Source organism: Edaphosphingomonas laterariae, assembly GCF_900188165.1.
In the GTDB taxonomy this organism is placed as follows: Bacteria; Pseudomonadota; Alphaproteobacteria; order Sphingomonadales; family Sphingomonadaceae; genus Sphingomonas_E; species Sphingomonas_E laterariae.
This window is the reverse complement of record NZ_FZOS01000040.1, coordinates 1-24,788: the sequence shown is the minus strand read 5'-3', so window position 1 is coordinate 24,788 and position 24,788 is coordinate 1. Positions and strand designations below refer to the sequence as shown.

Below are 24,788 nucleotides of genomic sequence, written 5' to 3'. Positions count from 1 at the left end.
CTTCGGGCTACGCCCTCACGCCACTCCCCCCGGCATGTAACACCGTGGCCTGGTTTTACGCCGCCGAATGGCCGACTTTTGCTCCGCCGTTGACAACTGTGATTTCGCTGAGGTTGAGATCACCTGCGACCTGCTTGTTCATCTTGCCCGCCGTAACGAGCGCCATCACCTGCCGTTCGCGCGGCGACAGCGTGTTGAACAGGCCGTGGAGATCGGCAACGCCGCCTTCGGCCGCGCGCCGGGCGGTATCCCGCTCGATCGCGGTGGCGACGGCATCCAGCATATCCTGATCGCGAAAGGGCTTGGTCAGGAAATCGACCGCGCCCGCCTTCATCCCCCTGACGGACATGGGAATATCGCCAAAGCCGGTCATTAGGATCACCGGCAGGTGGACGCCGGAATCGACGAGCTGTGCCTGGAAATCCAGCCCGCTCATCCCCGGCAGGCGGATATCGAGCACGAGGCAGCCGGGCGCGTCGGGGCGTTCGGTATCCATGAAGGCGCGCGCGGAACCGTGCAGCCGCGTGCCCAGCCCCACCGAACGGAACAGGCTGTCGAGCGACGCGCGCAGCGACTCATCATCTTCGACGATGTGAACGATCGCTGTCTCGCTCATGCAAATGCCCCTCAATCCACTCGGCTGTTCACGTTTTAGTCCAACTCGACACGGCACCGCAACCCGTTGTGCGCCGCGGAAAAGGCGAGATGGATTAGCCCGGACCGGCCACAATATAAACCTTCGTATGATGGCGTTAAACCATCGCATCCCGGGACATACCTTCGTCTGAAATGACCCGGCTGCCGCAACGCAATATCTAGTCGCCATGGGAATTGCCGGTCCGTCTCCAGGATCGGCGGCGGCGACGGGGGACCACCTCCGCGCTGGCCAGGGAGACAAACGATGGCCTTCATGGAATTCACCGCGGCTGCGGCCGCGGGCACCGCCCCTGTTGTCGCGAGCAAGGCGCTGAGCCTGTTCGACCGCGCCGAATGGGCCGCGATCGCACTCGCCAAGCAGGACGACGCGGCGAGCCTGGCGCCGGACAGCTGGTGGCAGCGGATGCGCCACAAGCTTTTCGGCATCGAGGCCGCCCGCCCGCTCGCCAACGAACGGCTGGAGGCGCTGCGCCGCTTCACGGTGCTCGCCCGGCTGCGGCGCCGCAAGATCGATCATCAGGAAATCGCCCGCCTCGTCGCGGCCGGCTTTTCCGCCTTCCAGGCGGATGTGCTGCTGGCGCTGATCGACGACGCGCGGCCCAACAAGATTTCGGGGAGCCTTGCATGACCTACGACAACCGCAACGACGATTTCGCACCCGCGCAGGCCGAAGCCGTGCCGGTGCCCGCCGACGCGGCCCCCGCCACGATTCCGCCGGCGGCCCCGCGCCGTTCGCGCACTCGGCTGGCCGCAATGATCGGCGTGCCGGCGGCGGCACTTCTGGGCATCAGCCATCTGATGCTGGGCGGCGCCCCGGCGTCGGCCGATGCCCCGCCGATGCCGACCGTGACGGTGGCCGCGCCGATCGAGCGCAGCGTGACCGAATGGGACGATTATGTCGGCCGCTTCACCGCCAGCCAGGCGGTGGAAATCCGGCCGCGCGTTTCGGGCCAGTTGATCGGCCTCCATTTCAAGGACGGCGATTTCGTCCGCAAGGGCCAGTTGCTGTTCACGATCGACCCCCGCCCGTTCAACGCGGCACTGGCCGAGGCGCAGGCGCGCGCGGCATCCGCCCGCACCGCCGCAACGCTGGCCCGCAGCGAACTGGCGCGCGCCGAACGGCTGATCAAGGATGAAGCCGTCTCCGCCGAGGAGATCGACAATCTGCGCGCCGCCGTGCGTTCGGCCGACGCCGCCGTCAACGCCGCGCAGGCGGCCGTGCGCACCCGTGCGCTCGACGTGGAATTCACCCGCGTAACCGCGCCGATTTCAGGCCGCGTTTCGGATCGTCGTGCCGACATCGGCAATCTGGTGGCCGGCGACAATGCCGGAACCGCGACGCTGCTGACCACGGTCTATGCGCTCGACCCGATCTATTTCACCTTCGACGGATCGGAGGCGCTTTACCTGAAGGCGCAGCGACAGGCGCAGGCCGGCGTCAAGGATACGACCGTGCAGGTACGCCTGCAGGACGAGACCGGCTATCGCTGGACGGGCAAGATCGACTTCACCGACAATGGCATCGACCCCAATTCGGGCACGATCCGGGGCCGCGCGGTGATCGCCAACCCCGATCATTTCCTGATGCCCGGCATGTTCGGCAATATGCGGCTTTCGGACGGCAGCGCCCGTCCGGCGCTGCTGGTGCCCGACAGCGCGGTGGTGAGCGATCAGGCCCGCAAGGTGGTGCTGGTTGTCGGCGGCGACGGTTCGGTGACGGCCAAGCCCGTGGAACTGGGCGCGGTGATCGACGGGCTGCGCATCGTGCGCGGTGGGCTGGAGGCCAAGGACAAGGTGGTCATCAGCGGCCTCCAGATGGCCCAGCCCGGCGCCAAGGTGCAGACCCGGGCCGGCAAGATCGAGGCGGTGAAGACTGCCCCGGCCGGCCGGCCGCTGGCCCCGCCATCATCGCAGGCGACCTTCGCGGCACGCTGACCTTTCGTCGAATCCCGCCACGGCGGGATCGCTTCTGAACCATGGGCGCCCGGATCAGCGGCGCCCAACAGGGGAAATTTGCCATGCGCATATCCCGCATCTTCATTGACCGCCCGATCTTCGCGGGCGTGATCGCGGTGATCATCACGATCATCGGCGCGATCGCCTATTTCGCGCTGCCGATCTCGCAATATCCCGAAGTCGTGCCGCCGACGGTGACGGTGAGCGCCACCTATCCCGGCGCCAATTCCGAAACCGTGGCCGACACCGTTGCCGCTCCGCTGGAGCAGGAGATCAACGGCGTCGACAACATGCTCTACATGTCGAGCCAGTCGACCGGCGACGGGCGGCTGACGATCACCGTCACCTTCAAGCTGGGCACCGACCTCGATGAGGCGCAGGTGCTGGTGCAGAACCGCGTGTCGCTGGCCGAACCGCGCCTGCCGGAAGAAGTGCGCAGGCTGGGCGTCGTCACCCGCAAGACATCGCCCGACTTCCTGATGGTGATCAACCTGATCTCGCCCGACGGGTCGCTCGATCAGGCCTATATGTCGAACTATGCGCTGACCCAGATCCGCGACCGGCTGAGCCGCATCGAGGGCGTGGGCGACGTGCGCATCTTTGGCGCGCGCGATTATGGCATGCGGATCTGGATCGATCCGGGCAAGGCCGCCGCGCGCAACATGACGGCGGGCGAGATCGTCGCCGCGCTGAAAGCGCAGAACGTTCAGGTCGCCGCCGGTGCGGTGGGCCAGCCGCCTTATAATACGGGCGCGGCCTTCCAGATCGGCGTCGAGACGCTGGGCCGGCTGAACAAGCCCGAACAATTCGCCAACGTCGTCATCAAGACCGACGCCGAAGGCCGCCAGACGCGGCTTTCCGATGTCGCCCGCGTCGAGCTGGGCGCCGAGGATTACAGCGTCAACGCCTATCTGACCGGCGACAAGGCCGTGCATATCGGCGTGTTCCAGCGCCCCGGTTCCAACGCGCTTGCCGCCGCGGAAGAAGTGCGCGCGACGATGAAGGAGCTTTCCGGCGCCTTCCCCAAGGGGCTGAAATATAAGTCCGTCTACAACCCGACCGAGTTCATCGAGAAGTCGATCGAGGCGGTGAACGAGACGCTGATCGAGGCCGTGATCCTCGTCGTCATCGTCATCCTGGTGTTCCTGCAGAGCTGGCGGGCGGCGATCGTGCCGGTGCTGGCCATCCCGGTTTCGTTGATCGGCACCTTCGCCGTGCTGGCGGCGCTGGGCTATTCGCTCAACAACCTGTCGCTGTTCGGGCTGGTGCTGGCGATCGGCATCGTCGTCGACGACGCGATCGTGGTCGTCGAGAATGTCGAACGCAACATCGCCAACGGCCTGTCGCCGCTGGAAGCATCGCGCCGGTCGATGGACGAGGTGTCGACCGCGCTCGTCGCGATCGTGCTGGTGCTGCTCGCCGTGTTCGTGCCGACGCTGTTCATCGACGGCATTTCGGGCCAGTTCTACCGCCAGTTCGCGGTGACGATCTCGACCGCGACGGCGATCTCGCTGATCCTGTCGCTGACGCTGTCGCCCGCGCTGGCCGCCCGCCTGCTGAAGAGCGAGCACCACAAGCCGACCCATGGCTGGCGGGGCATCGTGCAGCGCGCAGGCGACGCGTTCAACCGCAACTTCGATCGCCTGTCGGCCGCTTATGGCGCGCTGGTCCGTCGGCTGGTTTCGGCGCCCAAGCGCCTGCTGACCATCTATGCCGGGCTGATCGCGCTGACCGGCGCGGTGTTCTGGGCGACGCCGGCGGGCTTCGTGCCGGCGCAGGACCAGGGCTATTATCTGGCCGCGATGCGCCTGCCGCCGGGTTCGTCGCTGGAACGCACCGACGCGATGATGCGCCAGGTCGTCCAGCGGCTGCTGAAGGTGCCCGGCACCGACGGCGCGGTGATGTTCGCCGGCTTTGACGGCCCGTCATCGACCCTGCAGCCCAATTCGGCGGCGAGCTTCATCGTGCTCAAGCCGTTCGACGAACGCCAGAAGCTGGGGCTGACCGGCGACAAGATTGCGCAGGAGCTGCGCATGGCGGCGGCCGAATTCGACGGCGCCGGCATCTTCATCGTGCCCCCGCCGCTGATCCGTGGCATCGGCACCGCCGGCGGCTTTTCGATGATGGTGCAGGACAAGAGCGGCCAGGGCTTCGTGGAACTCTACAAGACCACGGGCGGCGTGATCGGCGCGGGCAACCAGACGCCGGGGCTGTTCGCCGTCCACACCAAGCTCGATCCGCCGTCCCCGCGCATCTATGCCGATATCGACCGCGCCAAGGCCGATATGCTGGGCGTCGCCCCGACGCGGGTGTTCGAAGCGCTGCAGGTCTATCTCGGATCGGCGTTCGTGAACGATTTCAACCTGCTCGGCCGCACCTATCGCGTGACCGCGCAGGCCGAGGGATCGTCGCGGGCGAGCATCGCGGACATCGCCAACCTGAAGACCCGATCCGATTCCGGTGCGATGGTTCCGATCGGCGCGGTGACCAATTTCGAGGACAAGACCGGCCCCTATCGCGTCACCCGCTACAACCTCTATCCCGCGATCGAGGTGGAGGGCGAGAATGCGCCGGGCTATTCGACCGGGCAGGCGCTGGACGGCATGGAAGCCGCCGTCGCCAAGGCATTGCCGTCGGGCTATGGCTGGGAATGGACCGGCATGGCCTATCAGCAGCGCGCCGCCGGCAACACCGCCGCGATCGTCTTTGCGCTGGCCGTCGTGTTCGTCTTCCTTGTGCTCGCCGCCCAGTTCGAAAGCCTGATGCTGCCATTGGCGATCATCCTGATCGTGCCGATGACGCTGCTGGCCGCGCTGACCGGCGTGAACCTGCGGGGGATGGACAATAATATCCTGACGCAGATCGGCCTGGTGGTGCTGATCGCACTGGCCGCCAAGAACGCGATCCTGATCGTCGAATTCGCCAAGCAGGCGGAAGAAGCGGGCCGGAGCGTGATCGACGCGGCGGTGCAGGCGGCCGAAACCCGGTTGCGCCCGATCCTGATGACCAGCTTCGCCTTCATCCTCGGCGTGCTGCCGCTGATGATCGCCAGCGGGCCGGGTGCGGAGCTGCGGCAGGCGCTGGGCACGGCAGTGTTCTTCGGCATGCTGGGCGTCACCGGCTTCGGCCTGATCTTCACCCCCGTCTTCTATGTCGCGATGCGCAATCTGGGCGATCGGTTCCGCCGCCGCCCGGCCGCGCCCGAAGCGACGCTGCAACCTGCCGAATGAGGAGGATGACGATGAACCGTCTCCACAAGCTCGCTTTCTCCAGCCTTGCCGCGCTGGCGCTTGCCGGCTGCGGCGGCGTGGGCCCCGATTATGTGGCGCCCATCCCCGCCCCGCCGGCGCAGGGGGCCTTCTTGAGCCAGCCCGCCGCCATCACCGCCAACGCGGCGGCGGAAGGGCAATGGTGGCGGCTCTATGACGATCCGGTGCTCGACCGGCTGGTCGAAGAAGCGCTGGCTAACAACAAGGACGTCGCCGTCGCCGTCGCCAACATCGCCAAGGCGCGCGCCGCCCTGCGCGGCGTGAAGAACGACCGGCTGCCGCAGACCAGTGTCGGCTTCGGCGCCAATTACGGCCGGATGCCGGAAGGCCAGCGCGCGCCCGGCGTGGACCGCGAGGACACGTTCGTCGATACCGGGCTGGACATTTCCTACGAAATCGACCTGTTCGGCCGGGTGAGCCGCAATGTCGAAGCGGCGCGGGCCGACGTGGCGCAGGCCGAGGCCGAGCGCGATGCGGTGCGCGTGGCGGTGGCCGCCGAAACCGCGCGTGCTTATGCCGATCTCAATTCGGCGACCGAGCGGCTGGGCGTGGCCGAACGCATCGTCACGCTGATCGACCAGACCGCGACGCTGACCAGCAAGCGTTGGGAAGCCGGCCGGGGCACCCGGCTGGACGTGGCCCGCGCGCTGGCGCTGCGCGATCAGCAGAAGGCGCTGATCCCCCCGCTTGCCGCCGAGCGCGACGCCGCCCGGTTCCGGCTGGCAACGCTGACCGGTCGTCCCCCGGCGGAGTTGCCGGCGGACGCCAATGCGCGCGGCACGACCTTGCGGTTGGAAAAGCCGATCCCGGTGGGCGACGGCGCGGCGCTGCTCGCCCGCAGGCCGGACGTGCGCGCGGCCGAACGCCGGCTGGCGGCACAAACCGCGCGGATCGGCGTGGCGACGGCCGATCTCTACCCCCGCATCACGCTGGGTGGATCGGTGAGTTCGACCGGCAACAGCTTCGGCAACATCTTTGGCGCGGGGCCGCTCGGCTGGCTGGTCGGCGGGCTGATCAACTGGAACTTCCCCAATCAGGAAGCGGTGCGCGCGCGCATCCAGGGTGCCGAGGCCGACACGCAGGGCGCGCTCGCCAGCTTTGACGGCACGGTGCTGCGCGCCTTGCAGGAAACCGAAACGGCGCTGTCGGCTTATGGCCATGCGCTCGACCGGCGGACCGCGCTGAAATCGGCGCGCGATCAGGCGGAGATCGCGGCGCGCATCGCCCGCGCCCAGCAGCGCGAAGGTCGGGTGGACTTTCTGGTCGTGCTCGATGCCGAACGCACCTTTGCCGAGACCGAGGCCGCCCTGGCCGAGGCCGATGCGCGGATCGTGACCGCGCAGGTGGATCTGTTCCGCGCTTTGGGTGGCGGGTGGCAGGAAGGCTGAACGCCCCCTGCCTTCCCGGCCACCTTTGTATCAGTGGCTTGTCAGTAGCTTAAGAGTAGCTTTGCTTACCCAATCGCCATCAGCGTCGCATTGCCGCCCGCGGCGGCCGTGTTGGTGCTGACCGACTTCTCCTCGAGCAGCAGATCGAGATTGTAGCCCGATCGGTTCGAGAGGAGGTCGGCGGCGGTGGCCCCCTGTACGGTGACGATGCGGCCCGGCCGCTCCGCCACCGCCGCATTGACCGCCATCAGCGCATCGGCATCGCCTTCGAACAGGACGGCGCCAAGATCACCTTCATCCACCCACGAAGCGCTGCGGCGGACATGCCGGGCGAGCGCCGCGGGCAGGCCTTCGAGGATCGCGAGCGCCGGGTGCCCGGCTTCGACCACCGCGTCATTGCCCGTGGCCAGCGCCGCGCCAAGCTGGATCAGCAGGCCCGGAGCGGACGATGGCAGGAGCGCGACGGTGCCGCGCGGTTCCAGCCGGTAGAGATTGCGTTCGCCCACCGGCCCCGGCAGTTCGGCCACCGCGCCCAGCGGCACGCCCACGGCCTGCGCCTTGCACGCGAACAGCGCCTCGCCATGGCCCGCATCGCGCAGCCAATCGACATATGCGTGGAACGGCACGAGCGCCGCTTCGTCGGCGACGAGGCCCGGTTTTTCCGCACCCGGCTTGCTGGCCAGCAGGCGCGGCACATAAAGCGGGCCGCCCGCCTTCGGCCCGGTGCCCGAAAGCCCCTGCCCGCCGAACGGCTGCACGCCGACGATCGCGCCGATGATGTTGCGGTTCACATAGACGTTGCCGGCATGGCTGCGATCCGTGAGCCGCGCGATGGTTTCATCGATACGCGAATGGATGCCGAAGGTGAGGCCGTAGCCCGAGGCGTTGACCTGATCGAGCACGGCATCGCGATCCTCGCGCGCATAGCGCAGGATGTGGAGAACGGGGCCGAACACTTCCTGTTCGACATCGGCGATCGCGCCGATCTCGATCATCGTCGGCGCGACGAAGGTGCCGTGCCGCGTGTCGCCGCCCAGTTCGAGCGAGCGGACCTTGTGGCCCCTGCCCGCCATCGCATCGATATGCGCGCGGATGCGATCCGCCGCCTCGGCGCTGATCACCGGGCCGACATCGATGGACAGGCGATCGGGATTGCCCACCGCCAGTTCGTTCATCGCGCCCCACAGCATTTCCAGCGTGCGATCGGCCACGTCATCCTGAACGCAAAGGATGCGCAGCGCCGAGCAACGCTGGCCGGCGCTGTCAAACGCAGACCCGATGACATCGCCGACCACCTGTTCGGCCAGCGCCGAACTGTCGACGATCATCGCGTTGAGGCCGCCGGTTTCGGCGACCAGCGGGACGGCGTGGCCTTCGGGCGTGACCCGGCCCGCCAGCGTCTTCTGGATGATCCGCGCGACCTCGGTCGATCCGGTGAAGACGACGCCGCGCACGCGCGGATCGCCGGTGAGGAGGCCGCCAACCTCGCCCGCGCCGGTGACGAGCTGGAGCGCATCGGCCGGAACCCCGGCCTCATGCAGCAGGCGCACGGCATCGGCGGCGATCAGCGGGGTTTCCTCCGCCGGCTTGGCGAGCACGGTGTTGCCCGCCGCAAGCGCGGCCGCCACCTGGCCGGTGAAGATGGCGAGCGGGAAGTTCCACGGGCTGATGCACGCGATCGGCCCCAGCGGGCGATGCGTGTCGGCCGCATAATCCTGGCAGGCATCGGCGTAGTAACGCAGGAAATCCACCGCTTCCCGCACCTCGGCGATGGCATTGGGCAGCGACTTGCCGGCTTCGCGGACGATGAGGCCGAGGAGCACGGGCATGCGCGCTTCCATGAGGTCCGCCGCACGACGCAGGCAGGCCGCGCGCTCGGCCGCCGGGGTGGCGGCCCAGACCGCCTGTTCGCGCGCCGCGCGGGCCAGCGCGGCATCAACCATCACCGGCGTGCAATCCCACACCGTGCCCACGACATCGCGATGATCGGCCGGGTTGTAGACGGGGCGTTCGATGCCGCCCTTGTCCGCCGGTTCGGCCTGCCAGGCCATCGCGGCACTCGTCAGCAACGCCGCCGACAACGAGGCGAGGCGCTGTTCGTTGACGAGATCGAGCCCGGCCGAATTGGGCCGTTGCGGCCCATAAAGCTCACGCGGGCTGCGGATCGCAGGGTGCGGCGAGCCCACCGGATCGATCCGCCGCGCGACCTCCACCGGATCGGCGATCAGATTTTCGATCGGAATATCGGCATTGCCGATCTGGTTGACGAACGAGCTGTTGGCACCGTTTTCGAGCAGGCGGCGGACGAGATAGGCGAGCAAGGTCTCATGCGTGCCGACCGGCGCATAAATGCGGCACGGGCGGTTCAGCTTCTCCGGCCCGACGACCTCTTCGTAAAGCGGTTCGCCCATGCCGTGCAGGCACTGGAATTCATATTGGCCGGCATAATAATTGCCGCCCGCCATCGCCATCACGCTGGCCAGCGTGCGGGCATTGTGCGTGGCGAATTGCGGGAACACCGCGTCGGGCGCGGCAAGCAGCTTGCGGGCGCAGGCAAGGTAGGACACGTCGGTGTGGACCTTGCGGGTGAAGACGGGGAAATCTTCCAGCCCGTCCACCTGCGCGCGCTTGATCTCGCTATCCCAATAAGCGCCCTTGACCAGCCGGATCATCAGCCGGTGGCCGGTGCGCCGCGCCAGATCGATCACATGGTCGATGACATGGGGGCAGCGCTTGGAATAGGCCTGGATGACGAAGCCGATGCCGTTCCAGCCCTTGAGCTCGGGCGCCGCGCACAGCCCTTCGAGCAGATCGAGCGAAAGTTCCAGCCGGTCGGCTTCCTCGGCATCGATGTTGACCGCGATGTCATAGCTGCGCGCCAGCACCACCAGCGCCTTCAGCTTGGGGAAGAGTTCCGTCATCACCCGTTCGGACTGGGCGCGCGAATAGCGGGCGTGGAGCGCCGACAGCTTCACCGAAATGCCCGGCCCTTCATAGATGCCGCGCCCGCCCGAAGCCTTGCCGATCGCGTGGATGGCGCGTTCATAATCGGCATAATAGCGATCGGCATCGGCCGCCGTGGTCGCCGCCTCACCCAGCATGTCATAGGAATAGCGGAAGCCCTTGGCCTCCATCGCGCGGGCATTGGCCAGCGCCTCGCCAATATCCTGCCCGGTGACGAACTGTTCGCCCATCATCCGCATCGCCATGTCGACGCCCTTGCGGATCACCGGCTCGCCACCCCGGCCGATCAGCTTGGTCAGCGCCGACGACAGGCTCTTTTCCGACGCGGTGGAGGTGAGCTTGCCGGTGACGACCAGCCCCCAGGTAGCGGCGTTCACGAACAGCGATGGGCTGCGGCCGACATGCGACTGCCAGTCACCCGTGGAGATCTTGTCGCGGATCAGCGCGTCGCGCGTCGCGCGGTCGGGGATGCGCAACAACGCTTCGGCAAGGCACATCAGCGCCACGCCTTCCTGGCTGGACAGCGAATATTCCTGGATCAGCCCTTCGACGCCGCCGCCCTGCCCTTTTTCGCGAAGCGCGGTGACGAGCCGGGTGGCGGTGGCAGTGGCCTGCGCCTGCTGTTCGGGGCGCAGCTCAGCCTCAGCCAGCAGATAAGGCAGGCATTCACGTTCGGGCAGGCGATAGGCGGAGGTGATGCGGGCGCGTAGCGCGCCTTGCGGCTGCACCGTCTGGGCAAAATGCATGAAGGGCTGCGGCGCATGATCCGCCTCGACATGATCGGGCGCTTCGCCATCATCCGGCGCGACGCCTTCGGCGGTGATGCGCAGATCGCCCCGTTCGATCGCCTCGATCGCCCCGATCAGCGACTTCTTGGCCAGCCAGTGCGGCGTGCGCCCGATCGCGCCGGCAGCGTCCTTCAGCCGCTGCCGCAGCTCGTCGCTCACCTTCACGCCGATCGTCGAATCCGCCATGGTTACACCCTCATCAATATCCGGTTGCACCATATGTAGCACGACGCGAAATCGGGTGGAACCGGCAATAGGATCTTGGCGCCCTATCCATTTGGATATTGCCCTCGCGACTCGCCCGCGCGAAGCTGCCGGCAAAATAGACAAAAGATGGACGAGGATGGTGAGGATGGCGGGGAATCCCTATGCCGCGAAGCCGTGGCTGAATCTGTATGCGAAAGGCCAGCCGGCCGACCTGACGGCGCGTTATGAAACCATGCTGGTGGCGTTCCGCGCGGCCGTGGCGGAAGCCGGCGATCGGCCGGCGATCCTGTTCGGCGACGCCTGCATCAGCTTTGCCGAACTGGATGCGGCAGCCGATCGGCTGGCCGGCTGGGCCGTGGCACAGGGCGTGCGCCAAGGCGACCGCATCGCCATCATCCTGCAGAATGTGCCGGCTTTCGCCATCGCGACGGTGGCGGCGTGGAAGCTGGGCGCGATCCCCGTGCCCGGCAACCCGATGTATCGCGCGGGCGAAATCGCCCGCCAGTTCGCCGACAGCCACCCTGCCCTGCTGATCTGCCATGCCGACCATGAAAGCGAAGTGCGCGAGGCACTGGCCAGCATCGACGAACAGCATCCGGTGCTGACCGTGCCCACCGATGGCAGCGACGATCCGGCGACGCCCGGATCGCTGGCGGCGGCGGTGGCCGAAGGCGGCCCCACGCCCCCGCCGGTTTCGGTGGCGGGCGAAGATCTGGGCCTGATGCTCTACACATCGGGCACCACCGGCGCGCCCAAGGCGGCGATGCTGACTCACGCCACGCTGGCCTGGAACAGCGAGGCGATGGCCCACTGGTTCGGCATCGACGCCGAAGCGAAAGTGCTGGGCATCGCGCCCTTGTTCCACATCACCGGTTTCGTCGCGCACCTGACGATGGCGATCGTCGCGCGCTGCCCGCTGATCCTGACCGGCCGGTTCGATCCTGCCCGCACCTTGGCCGTCATCCGGCGCGAACGGCCGACCTGGATGGTAGGGGCGGTCACCGCGTTCAACGCGCTCGCCAGCCTGCCCGACGTGAACCTCGACGATTTCACCAGCTTCCACCGGGTCGATTCTGGCGGGGCACCGATCGCCCCGGCGCTGCGCGAGACGATCGCGACGCGGATCGGCCACAAGCTGCTTTCGGCCTATGGCATGACCGAAACCGCATCGGTGACGCACAGCTGCCCGATCGGCCGCGAAGTGCCGGTCGATCCCGAATCCGGCGCACTCTCCGTCGGCGTTCCCTATATCGGCACCGAGGCGATGGTGGCCGACGAGGCCGGAAACCCCGTGCCGATCGGCGAGGTCGGCGAAATCTGGATGCGCGGGCCGCAGGTGATGACCGGCTATTGGAACAAGCCCGCCGAAACCGCCGCCGCGCTGACCGACGGCTGGATGCATTCCGGCGATGTCGGCTTCATGAACGCGGAAGGCTGGTTCTTCCTGGTCGATCGCAAGAAGGACTGCATCATCGCATCAGGCTTCAAGGTCTGGCCGCGCGAGGTGGAGGACGTGCTCCACACCCATCCCGCCGTGCGCGAGGCCGCCGTGGTCGGCGCGCCTGACGATTATCGCGGCGAAACCGTGATCGCACATGTATCGCTGCGCAGCGGCGCCACCGTCAGCGAGGCCGAACTGATCGGCCACTGCCGCGAGCGGCTGGCCGCCTACAAGGTGCCGCGCTTCGTGCGGATTGCCGAAGAACTGCCCAAGACCGCGACCGGCAAGATCCAGCGCAACGTGCTGCGCGAGGCGGAGGCCGCCGCGATCAGCCGGGCAGCGGCCTCAGCCTGAACGGTCGGCGGCCTGAACGGTCGTCAGACTGGACGATCAGGCCGCCATCCGCCACGCGGCCCTGCCGGCACGCTTGGCTTCATAAAGCGCGGCGTCGGCGCGGACGAGCAACGCGTCGACGCCCTCATCCTCGTGATTGCGTGAGGCGATGCCGATGCTCGCGCTGAAATCATAAGGGGTGCCGTCGAGCATATAGGGGCGGTGGAGCGCCTGCAGCATGCGATCGGCCAGTGCGTGGCAATCGCACGGCCCGTCGGCGGTGAGCAGCACGGCAAACTCATCGCCGCCCAGCCGCGCCACCGCATCGCCCTTGCGGACATTGGCAGCGATCCGCTTGCCGGCTTCGCGCAGCACCTTGTCGCCAGCGGCATGGCCATAATCGTCATTGACCTGCTTGAAGCGATCGAGATCGATCACCACCACGCCGTGCCAGCGGGCGGGATCACCCGCCGTGCGCCGTTCGAAGCCGCGCCGGTTGAGGAGGCCGGTGAGCGCGTCGCTTTCCGCCTCGGCCTGCAGCCGCGCCTGGCGATGACGCTCGTCGGTAATGTCCACCGACACGCCGACGATCGTTTCCGGCCGGCCGGCGGCATCGCGCAGCAGCTTGCAGGTGCTGCGCACCCAGCGATATTCGCCGGTGTGGATGCGGATGCGGAAATAGCCGACCGAGCGATCCTGCACGCCCATACCCACAGCATCGAAATCGAGCGCGCGATCATCGGGGTGGATGCGGGCCAGAAACTCCTCATTGCCGATCGGCTCGCCGCCTTCGCCGCAGACGAAGCGGGTGAGATAGGGCGACATGGTAAAGCGCTTGGACGCGATATCATATTGCCAGGGGCCGCCATCCAGCACCTCGAGCGCCAGTTCCAGCCGCTCGGCATCTTCACGCGCGGAGCGTTCGGCCGCCTTCTGCTGGGTGACATCCTCGATCTGGGAGACGAACAGTTCGGCCGCGCCATCGCCGTCGCGGACCACCGAAACGCTGAGCATGCCGTGCATCGTCCCGCCGTCCCGGCGCAGATAGCGTTTTTCCAGCCGATAATGGTCGATTTCGCCCCGCAACACGGCCTCGAACAGTTCGAGATCGCTGTCGAGATCATCGGCATGGGTGACCGCCTGGAAGCCGAGCTGTTCCAGCTCCGCGACCTCATAGCCGAGCATCTGGGCGAAGGACGGATTGACCCGCTTCAGCCCGCCATCGAGCCCGACCAGCGCCATGCCGATCACGGCCGAATGGAATGCACCGTTAAACATCGCCTCGCTCCGAATTGGCGGTGCGACTCGCGGAATTCGGCTCTGCACGGGCACCGGGATGGCTTTCCCCATCCTCTGCCGGCGAACCAACCCCCCTCGACGTCCGCCGTGAGTGTCTAATCGTATCGCACGGTTAACGACCCACGCGGGAACAAATCTGTGACGCTCGACACATCGTTAACAATAAGTTAGCCCTGAACCCATGCAGCAGCCTCGTTATGCGCTGACAGCCATCGCCCTCCATTGGCTTATCGCGGCCGCGCTCGCCTTCCAGATCGGGCTGGGATGGCGGATGGAGGACCTGACCGCAGCGACGGGGCAGTTCGACGCCTATCAACTCCACAAGTCAATCGGGATCAGCATCCTGATCCTGAGCTGCGCGCGCGTCTTGGTGCGCTGGTGGAAACCGCGTCCCGCGCCGCATGCCGATTCCACCTGGGCGATGCTGGCTGCCAAGTCCGTGCATTTCGGGCTATATCTGTTCATGATCGGCGCGCCACTGACCGGCTGGCTGATCGTCTCCGCATCGAAGATCCAGGTGCCGACTTTATTGTTCGGCACGATCCCCTGGCCGCACATTCCGGGCCTGCACGGTGCCCTGCGCGCGCCGGCGCACGATTTTGCCGAATCGGCGCATTCGGCGCTGGCGTGGATCGGCATCGCGCTGTTCGCGCTCCACGTCGCCGGCGCGCTGCGTCACCAATGGCTGCTGCGTCAGGCGCTGATCGAACGGATGCTTCCCGCCGGCCCCGGCCGCCTTTCCCGGCTCGGCTCGGCCATAAGCTATGCCGCTGCACTGGCGTTGATGGGCGGCGCCTTCCTGGCCGGCAACGGCGCGCGTTTCACTCCGCCCACACCTGCACCAGCCGCCGTGGCGCCCATCCCGCAAGCGGTGCCCGTCGCCGAACCGGCCCCGCCTCCCGCTCCACCGGCCGAGGCTCCAGCCGGAAACAGCGTCGCCGCGCCGGAGGCAATCGCGGAAAACGCCGTCGAAGAGGCGGTCGAGGCCCATCGCTGGGCGATCTCCCCCGGCGGCCGATTGGGCTTCACCGCCAGCTTCACCGGATCGCCGGTGGCGGGGCGCTTCACCCGCTGGGACGCCGATATCCGCTTCTCCTCCGACGCGCTCGACCGATCCGACATCACGGTGCGCGTGGACATGGCATCGGCCGACACCGAGGACGCATCGCGCGACGAGACTCTGCGCGGCGATGCCTTCTTCGCCACAGGCGCACATGCGCGCGCGACCTTCCGATCCACCAGGATCACCGCGCGCGGGCCGGGGCGCTATCGCGCATCGGGCTTCCTGACGATCAAGGGCGTGCGCAAGCCGATGGCGGTGGATTTCACGCTCGCCATCCAGGGTGACCGGGCAACGGTGAGTGGTGGTGGAGCGATCGACCGTGGCGATTTCGGCATCGGCACGGGCGAATGGGAAGCGACAGACCGCATCGCCGGCACCGTCGCCGTCGACTTCGCTTTCACCGCTATACGAAAGGATTAGTTGCGGGCGGACGGCCGGCTTCCGATGTCCGCCCTGCTGCAACGGGAGCCTATCCGATGATCGACCTGCACTACTGGCCGACGCCCAATGGCCACAAGATCACGCTGTTTCTGGAAGAAACCGGCCTGCCCTATCGCATCGTGCCGGTGAACATCGGCAAGGGCGACCAGTTCGACCCCGAATTCCTGAAGATCGCCCCCAATAACCGGATGCCCGCGATCGTCGACCATGAACCCGGCGATGGCGGTGCCCCGGTGTCGCTGTTCGAAAGCGGGGCGATCCTGCTCTATCTCGCCGAAAAGGCCGGGCGCTTCATCCCCACCGATATCCGCGGCCGGGCGGACGTGCTGCAATGGCTGTTCTGGCAGATGGGCGGGCTGGGCCCGATGGCGGGCCAGAACCACCATTTCGGCCGCTATGCCCCCGAACCGATCCCCTATGCGATCGAACGCTATGTGAAGGAAACCAACCGGCTCTACGGCGTGCTCAACAAGCGGCTGGCGGATCGCGAATTCGTGGCGGGCGATTATTCGATCGCCGACATGGCGGCCTATCCATGGATCGTCCCGCATGAGGCGCAGCGGCAGGATCTGAACGATTTTCCGCATCTGAAGCGCTGGTTCGAGGTGATCGCGGCGCGCCCGGCGACGATCCGGGCCTATGCGCTGGCCGAACAGTTCCAGTCCGCGCCGGGAATCACCACCGACGAACAGCGCCGGATCCTGTTCGGGCAGACCGCCGCGTCGCTCGATCAGGGCAAGCCCGCCGCGTCGCCGGCCTGAACGCCATACCGGCGCCTGCCCGTTGCAGGCGCCGGTGCCGCTACGTCCTGCGTGGCGGACGCAAAAGCCACGCCATGCGTGCGCGATCAGCCTCTAGACGAAGCCCGCGCTTGCAGTCAGAACCGGGCGCATGACCCTGCCCGCCATCTTCGACCGGCTGCAGTTGCCGGCCATCGCATCGCCCATGTTCATCGTCTCCGGCGTCGATCTGGTGATCGCGCAGTGCAAGGCGGGGATCGTCGGTTCCTTCCCGGCGCTGAATGCGCGGCCGCAGAGCGAGCTGGACGAATGGCTGCACCGCATCACCGAGGAACTGGCGGCGTGGGACCGCGATCATCCCGACGCGCCGTCGGCCCCGTTCGCGGTGAACCAGATCGTCCACAAGTCCAACGCCCGGCTGGACGAGGATGTGGCGACGTGCGCCAAATGGAAGGTGCCGATCGTCATCACCTCGCTCGGCGCGCGTGAGGATCTGAACCATGCCGTGCATGGCTGGGGCGGGATCACGCTGCACGACATCATCGACGATCGCTTCGCCCGCAAAGCCGTGGAAAAGGGCGCCGACGGGCTGATCGCGGTGGCCGCCGGCGCTGGCGGCCATGCCGGGCGGCTTTCGCCCTTCGCGTTGATCCAGGAAATCCGCGAATGGTTCGCCGGGCCGCTGATCCTGTCCGGCGCGATCGCCAGCGGACGCGCGATCCTGGCCGCGCAGGCGATGGGCGCCGACCTCGCTTATATCGGATCGCCCTTCATCGCGACGACCGAGGGCACCGCGACCGACGCCTATAAGCAGGCCATCGTCGAAGGCCGCGCCGCCGACATCATCTATTCGGACCTCTTCACCGGCGTGCACGGCAATTATCTGCGCGGATCGATCGTGGCGGCGGGGCTTGATCCGGACAATCTGCCCAAGGGCGACATCAAGTCGATGGACTTCGGCGCGTCGATCACCGCCAAGGCGTGGCGCGACATCTGGGGCTGCGGCCAGGGCATTGGCGCGATACACGAAGTGCAGCCGGCGGGCGACCTGATCGCCCGCTTCAAGGCCGAATATGCCGCCGCCAAGGCCGAACTGGACGCCAAGTTCCGCGCCTAACGCGGCGTTGGCGACGCCGCCGGAATACGGTTGACGACGTCGGCGGCCCCGCCCCTCAGGCGGGGCAGACCGCTCCGCTTTTGGCCCAGGCTTCGAACAGCGCGCCGAATTCGGCCTGCGTGCCGGGCGCGGGAAGGCGCTTGCCGCCCGGCTTCCAGCCCCAGCCGACCAGCGTGTCGCTTTTCATATGCTCGATCATCTCGGGCATGGTCTTGCCGCCATTGCGCGCCGGATCCTTGAGCTGCTGACAGATCTGACCGAGCGACTTGCCGGCCCACGCCATTTCCGGCGGTGCGAGGTGCCAGGCCGGATGGCCGGGGACGCCGGACACATCATAGTTTGCCGGGCCGTGGCAGGTGGTGCAGCGCAGCGCAGTCGCGCCGATGCCGCCATCGCCGCGCACCACCATCGGCATGTGCGGGGTCATCGCCTCGCGCTGGGTGGGCCGGTCGGTCGCCGGGTGGCAGTTGAGGCAGCGCGGATGCTGGAGCACCTTGCCGACTTCGGCGAACAAAGCCTGCGACCGCGCGTCGCGATCCCGGATCGTGGCGAAGGCGGAAACCGGCTGCAGGCTCGTCGCCAGCGTGGGTTTGGGTTCGGGCGCGGCGGTGGCCATCGCGCCGCCCACGGCCGCGACGGCGATCGCCGCCGCGACACCGATGATGCCGGCGCGGATCATGCCGGACGCACCATCGGCAGGCGGGCCGGACGCTGCCGGCCAAGCCGGGCGAGCGCATTGGCGACAGCGGGCGCCACCGGCGGCACGCCGGGTTCCCCGATCCCGGTCGGCGGTTCGGCGGACGGCACGATCACCACTTCGATCTCCGGCATTTCCATGATCCTCAGCGATCGATAGTCGTTGAAATTGGATACTGCGGCCGCACCCTTGACCAGCGGCACCTCGGCATAAAGCGCGTGGCCGAGGCCATAACCGATCCCGCCTTCCGCCTGCGCGCGCACGACATCGGGGTTCACCGCCACGCCGCAATCGACCGCGCACCAGATCTTGTGGACCTTGGGCTCGCCATTTTCATCCAGCGACACCTCGGCGATCTGGGCGACATAGCTGTTGAAGCTTTCGACCACGGCGACACCGCGCGCGCGGCCATTGGCGGCGGTGGGGCCATTCCAGCGGGCGAGTTCGGCCACCGCGCGGAGCACACCGGCGGCGCGCGGCGCCTTGGCCATCATCGCCAGCCGCCCGGCGACCGGATCCTTGCCCGCCTTTTCCAGCAGCTGATCGACGAAGCATTCCACCGCATAGCCGGTGTGGGTGTGGCCGACGGAGCGCCACCACAAGGTCGTCACCGGGGTCGGATCGTCCTGCACGGTGCAGCGGAAGGCGGGGATGTCGTATGGAATCTGGTGCGCGCCTTCGATCATGCCGAAATCGACGCCGTCCTTCACCATCATCGCTTCGAACGGCGTCCCCTTGGCGAAGGACTGGCCGACAATGTCATTGGCCCAGGCCGCGACCTGCCCGTCCTTCACCGCACCACGCATCCGGTGGACGAAAAGCGGCCGATAATAGCCGCCATGAATATCGTCCTCGCGCGTCCAGACCAGCTTCACCGGCGTGCCCGGCCCGATCGCCTTGGCGGCTTCGGCCAGTTCGGTGGCGAAATGCGCGACCGCCGTCGCGCGCCGGCCGAAACTGCCACCGGCGAGCATGGTTTCGATCTTCACCTGCGGCATGGGCACGCCCAGCGCCTTGGCCAGCGCGGCATGATCGAGCGTCTGGATCTGGCTGCCGAAACGGGCGAGCGCGCTCTTGCCGTCCCATTCGATATAGCCGTCCAGCGGCTCCATCGGTGCGTGGGCGAGGAAGGGGAAGACATATTCCGCCTCGACCAGTTCGCCGCCCGCCGCCAGCGCCGCATCGACATCGCCGGTCTTGGCCGCCACCGCGCCCGGCTTTTGCGCCATGGCCCGGAACTGGGCGATCATCTCTTCCGATCCGCGCGCCTCGGCCCCGTTTTCGTCCCACTGGATCTTGAGCGCGCTGCGCCCCTTGAGCGCCGGCCACATGCCGGTGGCATAGACCGCGACGCCGCTGGGCAGCGCCTTCACCGCCTTCACGCCGCGCACCTTGAGCGCATCCGCCGCGTCGAACGAGCCGATCTTCGCGCCGAAGCGCGGCGGCCGCGCCACCACCACCGTCAGCATCCCCGGCGTCTGGATGTCGAGCGCGAACTTCGCCTTGCCGTTGGTCTTGTCGGCGCTGTCCACCTTGCGCACGCCGGTCTTGCCGATCAGCTGGAAATCCTTGGGATCCTTCAGCTTCACATCCTGCGGCGCCGGCAGTTTGGCGGCGGCGGCGGCAAATTCGCCGAACCGCCCGGACCGGCCCGAGGCCTTGTGGCGGATCACGCCCTTTTCCACGCTGATCTGCGCGGGCGGCACATTCCATTCCGCCGCCGCCGCCTGAACCAGCATCGCCCGCGCGGTGGCGCCGGCGCGGCGCATCAGTTCATAGCTGCTGGCGATCGCGGTCGACCCGCCGGTGCCCTGAATGCCGCCGAGGCTGACATTGCCATAGATGGCGGGGTTGGATCCCGCCGCCTCGGCCCGCACCCGCGCCCAATCCGCATCCAGTTCCTCGGCAACCAGCGTGGCGAGGCCGGTATAGGGGCCCTGACCGAATTCGATATGCTTGACGAACACCGTCACCACATCGTCCGAACCGATGCGCACATAGGCATTGGGATCGATCGGCCTGGCCGCCTTGGCCGCGCCCTGCGCCCGGCCCGCCGCCGGCAGCGCCAGCCCGATGACGAGCGCACCCGCGCCGCCGATCGCAGACCGGCGGGACAGGCGAATATCTTCGATGCCCATGTTCAGGCCTCCAGCAGCTTGGCGGCGTCGTGGATCGCGGCGCGGATGCGGACATAAGTGGCACAGCGGCAGATATTGCCGTTCATCGCCAGATCGATGTCCTTGTCGGTCGGCTTCGGGATTTCGCGCAGCAACGCCACCGCGCTCATCACCTGGCCGGACTGGCAATAGCCGCATTGCGGCACATCCCGCGCCACCCAGGCCTGCTGGACGGCCTTCGCCTCGGGCCCGTCCACCGCCTCGATCGTCGTAATCTCGCCGCTGACCGCCGAAATGGGGAGCGAGCATGAGCGCAGCGGCTGGCCATCCATGTGCACCGTGCAGGCGCCGCACATCGCCGCGCCACAGCCGAACTTGGTGCCGGTCAGCCCCAGTTCATCGCGGATCACCCAAAGCAGCGGGGTATCTTCGTCGACATCGACCGCACGCGCGGTGCCGTTGACGGTGATATTATAGGCCATTTGCGAGTACCCCGGCTGCGCGCCCCAGACAGACGCGCATTTTATCGACGGGGCGATCAATGTCATCTGATAAGCATTCGCAACAAAACGGACGAGGTTGACCCCTTCCCCGCCCGCGCTTAGGAGGCCGCCACGGCATTGGTGCGGGTCCGTAGCTCAGTTGGTAGAGCAAGCGACTTTTAATCGAGAGGTCCCGGGTTCGAGTCCCGGCGGACCCACCACAACGGCCTATCTTGCGATAGCATCCCCTCTCGAAACCCTATAGAAAGCGCGGCGTAAGGCAACACCGGCCTTCTCACGGCTTCTCATCTGGATGCCCCCAAGGGCGAACAATCTGGGGGCATTTTGGGGGCACTGGCCGGCAATAGTGGGGGCATCGTGGCTCTGACCGACTCGCAGGCGCGCAAGGCGCCGGCCAAGGAAAAGGACTATAAGCTCGCCGATTCCGGCGGTCTCTACCTGTTCGTCACCACGCGCGGCTTCAAGTCGTGGCGATTGAAATACCGGTTCGGCGCCAAAGAGAAGCGCCTGGTCATCGGGCCATATCCTGAAATCTCGCTGGCAAAAGCGCGAGAGGCGCGCGACGACGCCCGCCGCCTGCTGCGCGATCATCGCGATCCTGCGATCGAGGAGCGCAAGCGCAAGCTGGCCGCCCACGCGGCGGCCGGCGCACCCTTCGAGGTTGTGGCGCGCCAGTGGCACGGCCTTCAGGTGCCCCGCTGGTCCGCCGTGCAGACGCGCAAGGTTATCCAGGCGTTCGAACGCGACGTGTTTCCCGATCTCGGCAAGCTTCCGCTGGCCGAGATTGACGGGCCGATGATCTTGAAGATCTTGCGCCGGGTGGAAAAGCGAGGTGCGATCGATACCGCCAAGCGCATCCGCCAGCACATATCGGCCGTTTTCCAGTTCGGCATGGCCGAAAGCCTCTGCTCCATCGACCCGGCGGCCGGCATCAAGAAAGGGCTGATGCCCACGCCGCGCGGCGGGAAGCAGCCCGCGCTGAAGACTGTCCGCGAGGCGCGTCAGCTGCTGAAGGACATGGAGGCAGGCACGTCGGGTGCGCTAACCAAGATCGCGTCGCGCCTGCTCGCGCTCACTGCGGTGCGCCCAGGCGTCATCCGAGCGGCCGAATGGAGCGAATTTGAAGGGATCGATTGGGACAAGCCCGAGGAGGCGGCCCCCGATGCGATCTGGCGGATCTCGGCCGAGCGCATGAAGCTGGAACTGGACGACAAAGGGGACGAGGCGTTCGAGCATATCGCACCCCTGCCCCATCAGGCTGTCGCCCTGCTGCACGCCGCGCGCCGGCTGTCGGGCACCTACCCCTACCTGTTTCCCAGCGTTCGATCGACGCGGACGCCGATGTCCGAAAATACGATCGGCTATATGTATTCCCGGAACGGCTATAGCGGCCGGCACGTGCCGCACGGCTGGCGCTCCACGTTCTCCACCATCATGAATGAGCGAGCGGTGAAGCAGAAGAATGAGGCGGACCGCGCCATCATCGATGCCATGCTCGCGCACAAGCCGAAGGGCGTTTCGTCTTCAGAAATGGCCTATAATCGGGCGATGCATATGGCGCGCCGGCGGGAACTTGCCCAAGAGTGGGCAGACCTCATTACGGAAGGGTTGCGGCCGGCGCACGCCCTGCTTGGCGCGGCCGGCAGCTGATCAGGCGGCCGCCCGCCAGCCGGCCGGGTTCGCGATCCATGCGTCGATTTGGCTTTCGTACCACCCCACGACGTTGGTGCTGATCTGGACGCGATTGGGGAAATCCCCGGACGCAACCTTGCGGTAAATCGTGGCCGTCGACAGTCCCGTGCGCTCGCGGACCTCGGGCAGGCGGACGAGGCGCTCCTTGGCGATAATCATGCCCCCTCCTTCATCAGATGCTCGCGGACGGCGAGGCCGGCGGCGCTGTTCCAATACATGTCGGCAATTTCGCTGCCGTGCGTGTGGTGGCCGATGCCCAGCGCCTCCAGTGCGCGAGCCGAACGATAGCGGCTGCCCACGATATCCACGCCCAGCCCTTCTCGGCCGCTAATGTCGTCAGGCCCGGACGCCAGCACCATGCTCCTCTGCGCCCCCGTCAGCTTCGCGGCGATCTCAGCGGGGGTCATGGGAATTTCACTCCGGTGATGGCGATGGCGTCTGGGGTATCAGCTTGGCACCAATGCCAAGGATAAAGCCCTTCTTCACCAGCATCTTCGGGGTCGTTGACAATCCAAAGGTGCTCGACCTCCGCTTCTTCGACAGCATCATAGCCGCTATTGTCGAGTGCTGCGTTGATCTCGTCGAGCGTGACCAACGCAGGATCGATATGCCCAATGCGAAAGACAGCCCAGGGCTGGCCATCATCAGTGCCGTAGCATGTCAGATCGACATCGCTCACTTTCCGTTCTCCTCGACGAAGCGGGCGGCGCGGCGGAACTGATCCATGTGCCAGTGCGCGGCGCGAGGCGGAATGTCGTTCCAGTCCTTCATGTCATGGTAGAGGGCCTTGGCTATGACGAATTCCCCGCCGTCTCGCCCGCTTTCTGGGCAGAGCGCAAACGGCCGGATCACCTCCACCGCCTCGGCCAGCTTGGCTTCGGCGGCGTCGCGAGCAATGCCAAGCTGGACAATCGTATTCATCGTGTCCGTGTGCTTCACATCCCACTTCTGCGATTTGAGCGCGTCGAGTTCCGCTTCGGCGGCGAGGGCGCGGGCTTCCTCTGTGTCGCGGTCGTCCATGGCCGCGACCTTGCGGCGGATGGCGGCGTCTCGTTCAGCCTCCAACTCCGCGATCCGCGCCTCGTAGGACTGGCGTTGGGTGGCGAGGGCGAGAATGCACACCTCATCATCGCCCTCGATCTCGTATGTGCCCTCAATAAGCGCGTTGGCATCAGCGTAGAAACCGAACGCCCTGAGAATGATCGCGTAGAGCCGGCGATCGTCCTGCGTGATTTCCGGCGGGGTCATGGGCGGGGTTCCTTGGGATCAATACGTGGGCGCCGGTCAAATTGAGCGTCGATACTCTGAACGATTTCGTAGTCGCCCAACACCGACCCGTCGCGATGAAGGTGGTAGCCATCGTCTCGAAAATTCAGATGGCTGATGTAGAAATAATCTTCCACACCCTTCCCGAGCTTCTGCTCACGCATCACCTGCTTGAACATGAAATGGTGTTTGTTGCGGCGGCCGATGAAGTGGAACACCTTCAAAATATCGCCGACCATAATCTCGCGGCCGTGCTTGTCATAAAGTGCGGAGCGGGTTGCCGAGGCCATCTTCGCGCCCATCACTTCGCCCCTCCCGCGTTGAGGGCGGCGATCTTTCTGTCGCGCCACGCTTTGCTGTATCTGGTGTTGCATGGTGTGCATCTCAGGCGCCCGGACGCCGTTTTCCTTTTCAGATGACCACGATCACAAAATGGGCTTCTGGGGCCAGTCGCTCTCCGCCCCTTCGCCAAGCAATCCTGTTGATTGTCCACGTTCGTGCCCGGCCAGATATGCCGCGGGTTCACGCACGATGGATTATCGCAGGAATGGAGCGCAAACAGGCCGTCAGGCCATTCGGTCTGGTTCGCGAGAGACCATGAAACTCGGGTGGCGTGACAATACTTTCTTGGCGTTATGTGTATGCGGCCATATCCTTTTGGGGACTTAGCGGCGAGCCATTCCCAGCATTCATCTGGTCCGCGCTTATCTACTTTTGCCCAGAATCGGGCGATGATCTGATCGTCAATCATCGTTCTGATCCTCGCTCGCCTCGCGCGAGGGGGTGGGAGGGGAGAGAATGTCGCCTTCCGGGTGATCGCGCAGAACCTCAAGCGCGATATCGGGATAAT

At 66.6% G+C, this 24,788-nt stretch carries 20 protein-coding genes and 1 tRNA gene; 10 read left to right on the top strand and 11 right to left on the bottom strand.

Going from position 1 to position 24,788, the window contains the following annotated elements:
- Positions 1-55 precede the first annotated feature (55 nt).
- Positions 56-616 carry a response regulator transcription factor gene (locus CHB74_RS19330; protein ID WP_245843050.1) on the bottom strand — a complete coding sequence of 187 codons (561 nt, stop codon included), beginning with the start codon at positions 614-616 and terminating at the stop codon, positions 56-58.
- A 285-nt stretch (positions 617-901) separates the two neighbouring features.
- Between CHB74_RS19330 and CHB74_RS19325 the strand changes: the two genes are divergently transcribed.
- From CHB74_RS19325 to CHB74_RS19310, 4 genes are all read left to right on the top strand, one after another.
- Positions 902-1,285, top strand: coding sequence for a hypothetical protein (locus tag CHB74_RS19325; protein ID WP_089221145.1), 384 nt, complete (start codon positions 902-904; stop codon positions 1,283-1,285).
- Positions 1,282-2,592 (top strand): efflux RND transporter periplasmic adaptor subunit, encoded by a 1,311-nt coding sequence (locus CHB74_RS19320; protein ID WP_089221144.1) that lies wholly within the window; start codon positions 1,282-1,284, stop codon positions 2,590-2,592. Before CHB74_RS19325 ends, CHB74_RS19320 begins: the two co-directional genes overlap by 4 nt.
- 83 nt (positions 2,593-2,675) lie before the next feature.
- Positions 2,676-5,843 (top strand): efflux RND transporter permease subunit, encoded by a 3,168-nt coding sequence (locus tag CHB74_RS19315; RefSeq protein WP_089221149.1) that lies wholly within the window; start codon positions 2,676-2,678, stop codon positions 5,841-5,843.
- An 11-nt stretch (positions 5,844-5,854) separates the two neighbouring features.
- Positions 5,855-7,270 (top strand): efflux transporter outer membrane subunit, encoded by a 1,416-nt coding sequence (locus tag CHB74_RS19310; RefSeq protein ID WP_089221148.1) that lies wholly within the window; start codon positions 5,855-5,857, stop codon positions 7,268-7,270.
- A 65-nt stretch (positions 7,271-7,335) separates the two neighbouring features.
- On the opposite strand, the gene putA is transcribed toward CHB74_RS19310, so the two are convergent.
- Positions 7,336-11,208 (bottom strand): trifunctional transcriptional regulator/proline dehydrogenase/L-glutamate gamma-semialdehyde dehydrogenase, encoded by a 3,873-nt coding sequence (putA, locus tag CHB74_RS19305; protein WP_089221147.1) that lies wholly within the window; start codon positions 11,206-11,208, stop codon positions 7,336-7,338.
- Between the two features lie 166 nt (positions 11,209-11,374).
- Here putA and CHB74_RS19300 point away from each other — a divergent pair, with 166 nt between their 5' ends.
- A complete protein-coding gene (locus CHB74_RS19300) occupies positions 11,375-13,024 on the top strand; it encodes an AMP-binding protein (protein WP_089221143.1) in 1,650 nt (549 codons plus the stop codon).
- Positions 13,025-13,060: 36 nt separating this feature from the next.
- Here the strand turns inward: CHB74_RS19300 and CHB74_RS19295 are convergent, their stop codons facing one another.
- A complete protein-coding gene (locus tag CHB74_RS19295; RefSeq protein WP_089221142.1) occupies positions 13,061-14,281 on the bottom strand; it encodes a diguanylate cyclase domain-containing protein in 1,221 nt (406 codons plus the stop codon).
- A 202-nt stretch (positions 14,282-14,483) separates the two neighbouring features.
- Here CHB74_RS19295 and CHB74_RS19290 point away from each other — a divergent pair, with 202 nt between their 5' ends.
- From CHB74_RS19290 to CHB74_RS19280, 3 genes are all read left to right on the top strand, one after another.
- Positions 14,484-15,785: a YceI family protein gene (locus CHB74_RS19290; protein ID WP_089221141.1), complete on the top strand. Its 1,302-nt coding sequence runs from the start codon at positions 14,484-14,486 to the stop codon at positions 15,783-15,785.
- A gap of 56 nt (positions 15,786-15,841) precedes the next feature.
- Complete coding sequence (locus CHB74_RS19285; RefSeq protein WP_089221140.1) at positions 15,842-16,567, top strand: glutathione S-transferase N-terminal domain-containing protein; 726 nt, start codon at positions 15,842-15,844, stop codon at positions 16,565-16,567.
- Positions 16,568-16,697: 130 nt separating this feature from the next.
- A complete protein-coding gene (locus tag CHB74_RS19280) occupies positions 16,698-17,663 on the top strand; it encodes an NAD(P)H-dependent flavin oxidoreductase (RefSeq protein WP_089221139.1) in 966 nt (321 codons plus the stop codon).
- Between the two features lie 55 nt (positions 17,664-17,718).
- On the opposite strand, the gene CHB74_RS19275 is transcribed toward CHB74_RS19280, so the two are convergent.
- The 3 genes from CHB74_RS19275 to CHB74_RS19265 are packed head-to-tail and all read right to left on the bottom strand — an operon-like array spanning position 17,719 to position 20,959.
- The gene (locus CHB74_RS19275) at positions 17,719-18,342 is read right to left on the bottom strand and encodes an Isoquinoline 1-oxidoreductase subunit (protein WP_089221138.1); all 624 of its coding nucleotides are present in this window, start codon (positions 18,340-18,342) and stop codon (positions 17,719-17,721) included.
- Positions 18,339-20,498 (bottom strand): xanthine dehydrogenase family protein molybdopterin-binding subunit, encoded by a 2,160-nt coding sequence (locus CHB74_RS19270; RefSeq protein WP_089221137.1) that lies wholly within the window; start codon positions 20,496-20,498, stop codon positions 18,339-18,341. The genes CHB74_RS19275 and CHB74_RS19270 overlap by 4 nt, the downstream gene beginning before the upstream one ends.
- Positions 20,499-20,500: 2 nt before the next feature.
- Positions 20,501-20,959: a (2Fe-2S)-binding protein gene (locus CHB74_RS19265; protein ID WP_089221136.1), complete on the bottom strand. Its 459-nt coding sequence runs from the start codon at positions 20,957-20,959 to the stop codon at positions 20,501-20,503.
- Positions 20,960-21,104: 145 nt separating this feature from the next.
- Here CHB74_RS19265 and CHB74_RS19260 point away from each other — a divergent pair.
- Positions 21,105-21,180, top strand: a tRNA-Lys gene (locus CHB74_RS19260).
- A gap of 157 nt (positions 21,181-21,337) precedes the next feature.
- Complete coding sequence (locus CHB74_RS19255; protein ID WP_089221135.1) at positions 21,338-22,630, top strand: tyrosine-type recombinase/integrase; 1,293 nt, start codon at positions 21,338-21,340, stop codon at positions 22,628-22,630.
- Here the strand turns inward: CHB74_RS19255 and CHB74_RS19250 are convergent, their stop codons facing one another.
- The 5 genes from CHB74_RS19250 to CHB74_RS19230 are packed head-to-tail and all read right to left on the bottom strand — an operon-like array spanning position 22,631 to position 24,312.
- Positions 22,631-22,831, bottom strand: coding sequence for a helix-turn-helix transcriptional regulator (locus CHB74_RS19250; RefSeq protein WP_342746621.1), 201 nt, complete (start codon positions 22,829-22,831; stop codon positions 22,631-22,633).
- Positions 22,828-23,079 (bottom strand): hypothetical protein, encoded by a 252-nt coding sequence (locus CHB74_RS19245; protein ID WP_089221134.1) that lies wholly within the window; start codon positions 23,077-23,079, stop codon positions 22,828-22,830. Before CHB74_RS19245 ends, CHB74_RS19250 begins: the two co-directional genes overlap by 4 nt.
- The gene (locus tag CHB74_RS19240) at positions 23,076-23,351 is read right to left on the bottom strand and encodes a hypothetical protein (RefSeq protein ID WP_089221133.1); all 276 of its coding nucleotides are present in this window, start codon (positions 23,349-23,351) and stop codon (positions 23,076-23,078) included. Before CHB74_RS19240 ends, CHB74_RS19245 begins: the two co-directional genes overlap by 4 nt.
- Positions 23,348-23,920: a hypothetical protein gene (locus tag CHB74_RS19235; protein WP_089221132.1), complete on the bottom strand. Its 573-nt coding sequence runs from the start codon at positions 23,918-23,920 to the stop codon at positions 23,348-23,350. Before CHB74_RS19235 ends, CHB74_RS19240 begins: the two co-directional genes overlap by 4 nt.
- The gene (locus tag CHB74_RS19230; RefSeq protein ID WP_144033863.1) at positions 23,917-24,312 is read right to left on the bottom strand and encodes a hypothetical protein; all 396 of its coding nucleotides are present in this window, start codon (positions 24,310-24,312) and stop codon (positions 23,917-23,919) included. Before CHB74_RS19230 ends, CHB74_RS19235 begins: the two co-directional genes overlap by 4 nt.
- Positions 24,313-24,788 lie beyond the last annotated feature (476 nt).

Coding starts and splice junctions, on each gene's coding strand:
- CHB74_RS19250 (WP_342746621.1), bottom strand. CDS start 22,831: ATGATTATCGCCAAGGAGCGCCTCGTCCGCCTGCCCGAGGTCCGCGAG.
- CHB74_RS19270 (WP_089221137.1), bottom strand. CDS start 20,498: ATGGGCATCGAAGATATTCGCCTGTCCCGCCGGTCTGCGATCGGCGGC.
- CHB74_RS19315 (WP_089221149.1), top strand. CDS start 2,676: ATGCGCATATCCCGCATCTTCATTGACCGCCCGATCTTCGCGGGCGTG.
- CHB74_RS19245 (WP_089221134.1), bottom strand. CDS start 23,079: ATGACCCCCGCTGAGATCGCCGCGAAGCTGACGGGGGCGCAGAGGAGC.
- CHB74_RS19275 (WP_089221138.1), bottom strand. CDS start 18,342: ATGATCCGCGCCGGCATCATCGGTGTCGCGGCGGCGATCGCCGTCGCG.
- CHB74_RS19300 (WP_089221143.1), top strand. CDS start 11,375: ATGGCGGGGAATCCCTATGCCGCGAAGCCGTGGCTGAATCTGTATGCG.
- CHB74_RS19235 (WP_089221132.1), bottom strand. CDS start 23,920: ATGACCCCGCCGGAAATCACGCAGGACGATCGCCGGCTCTACGCGATC.
- CHB74_RS19290 (WP_089221141.1), top strand. CDS start 14,484: ATGCAGCAGCCTCGTTATGCGCTGACAGCCATCGCCCTCCATTGGCTT.
- CHB74_RS19295 (WP_089221142.1), bottom strand. CDS start 14,281: ATGTTTAACGGTGCATTCCATTCGGCCGTGATCGGCATGGCGCTGGTC.
- CHB74_RS19330 (WP_245843050.1), bottom strand. CDS start 616: ATGAGCGAGACAGCGATCGTTCACATCGTCGAAGATGATGAGTCGCTG.
- CHB74_RS19280 (WP_089221139.1), top strand. CDS start 16,698: ATGACCCTGCCCGCCATCTTCGACCGGCTGCAGTTGCCGGCCATCGCA.
- CHB74_RS19285 (WP_089221140.1), top strand. CDS start 15,842: ATGATCGACCTGCACTACTGGCCGACGCCCAATGGCCACAAGATCACG.
- CHB74_RS19325 (WP_089221145.1), top strand. CDS start 902: ATGGCCTTCATGGAATTCACCGCGGCTGCGGCCGCGGGCACCGCCCCT.
- CHB74_RS19230 (WP_144033863.1), bottom strand. CDS start 24,312: ATGCAACACCAGATACAGCAAAGCGTGGCGCGACAGAAAGATCGCCGC.
- CHB74_RS19265 (WP_089221136.1), bottom strand. CDS start 20,959: ATGGCCTATAATATCACCGTCAACGGCACCGCGCGTGCGGTCGATGTC.
- putA (WP_089221147.1), bottom strand. CDS start 11,208: ATGGCGGATTCGACGATCGGCGTGAAGGTGAGCGACGAGCTGCGGCAG.
- CHB74_RS19320 (WP_089221144.1), top strand. CDS start 1,282: ATGACCTACGACAACCGCAACGACGATTTCGCACCCGCGCAGGCCGAA.
- CHB74_RS19310 (WP_089221148.1), top strand. CDS start 5,855: ATGAACCGTCTCCACAAGCTCGCTTTCTCCAGCCTTGCCGCGCTGGCG.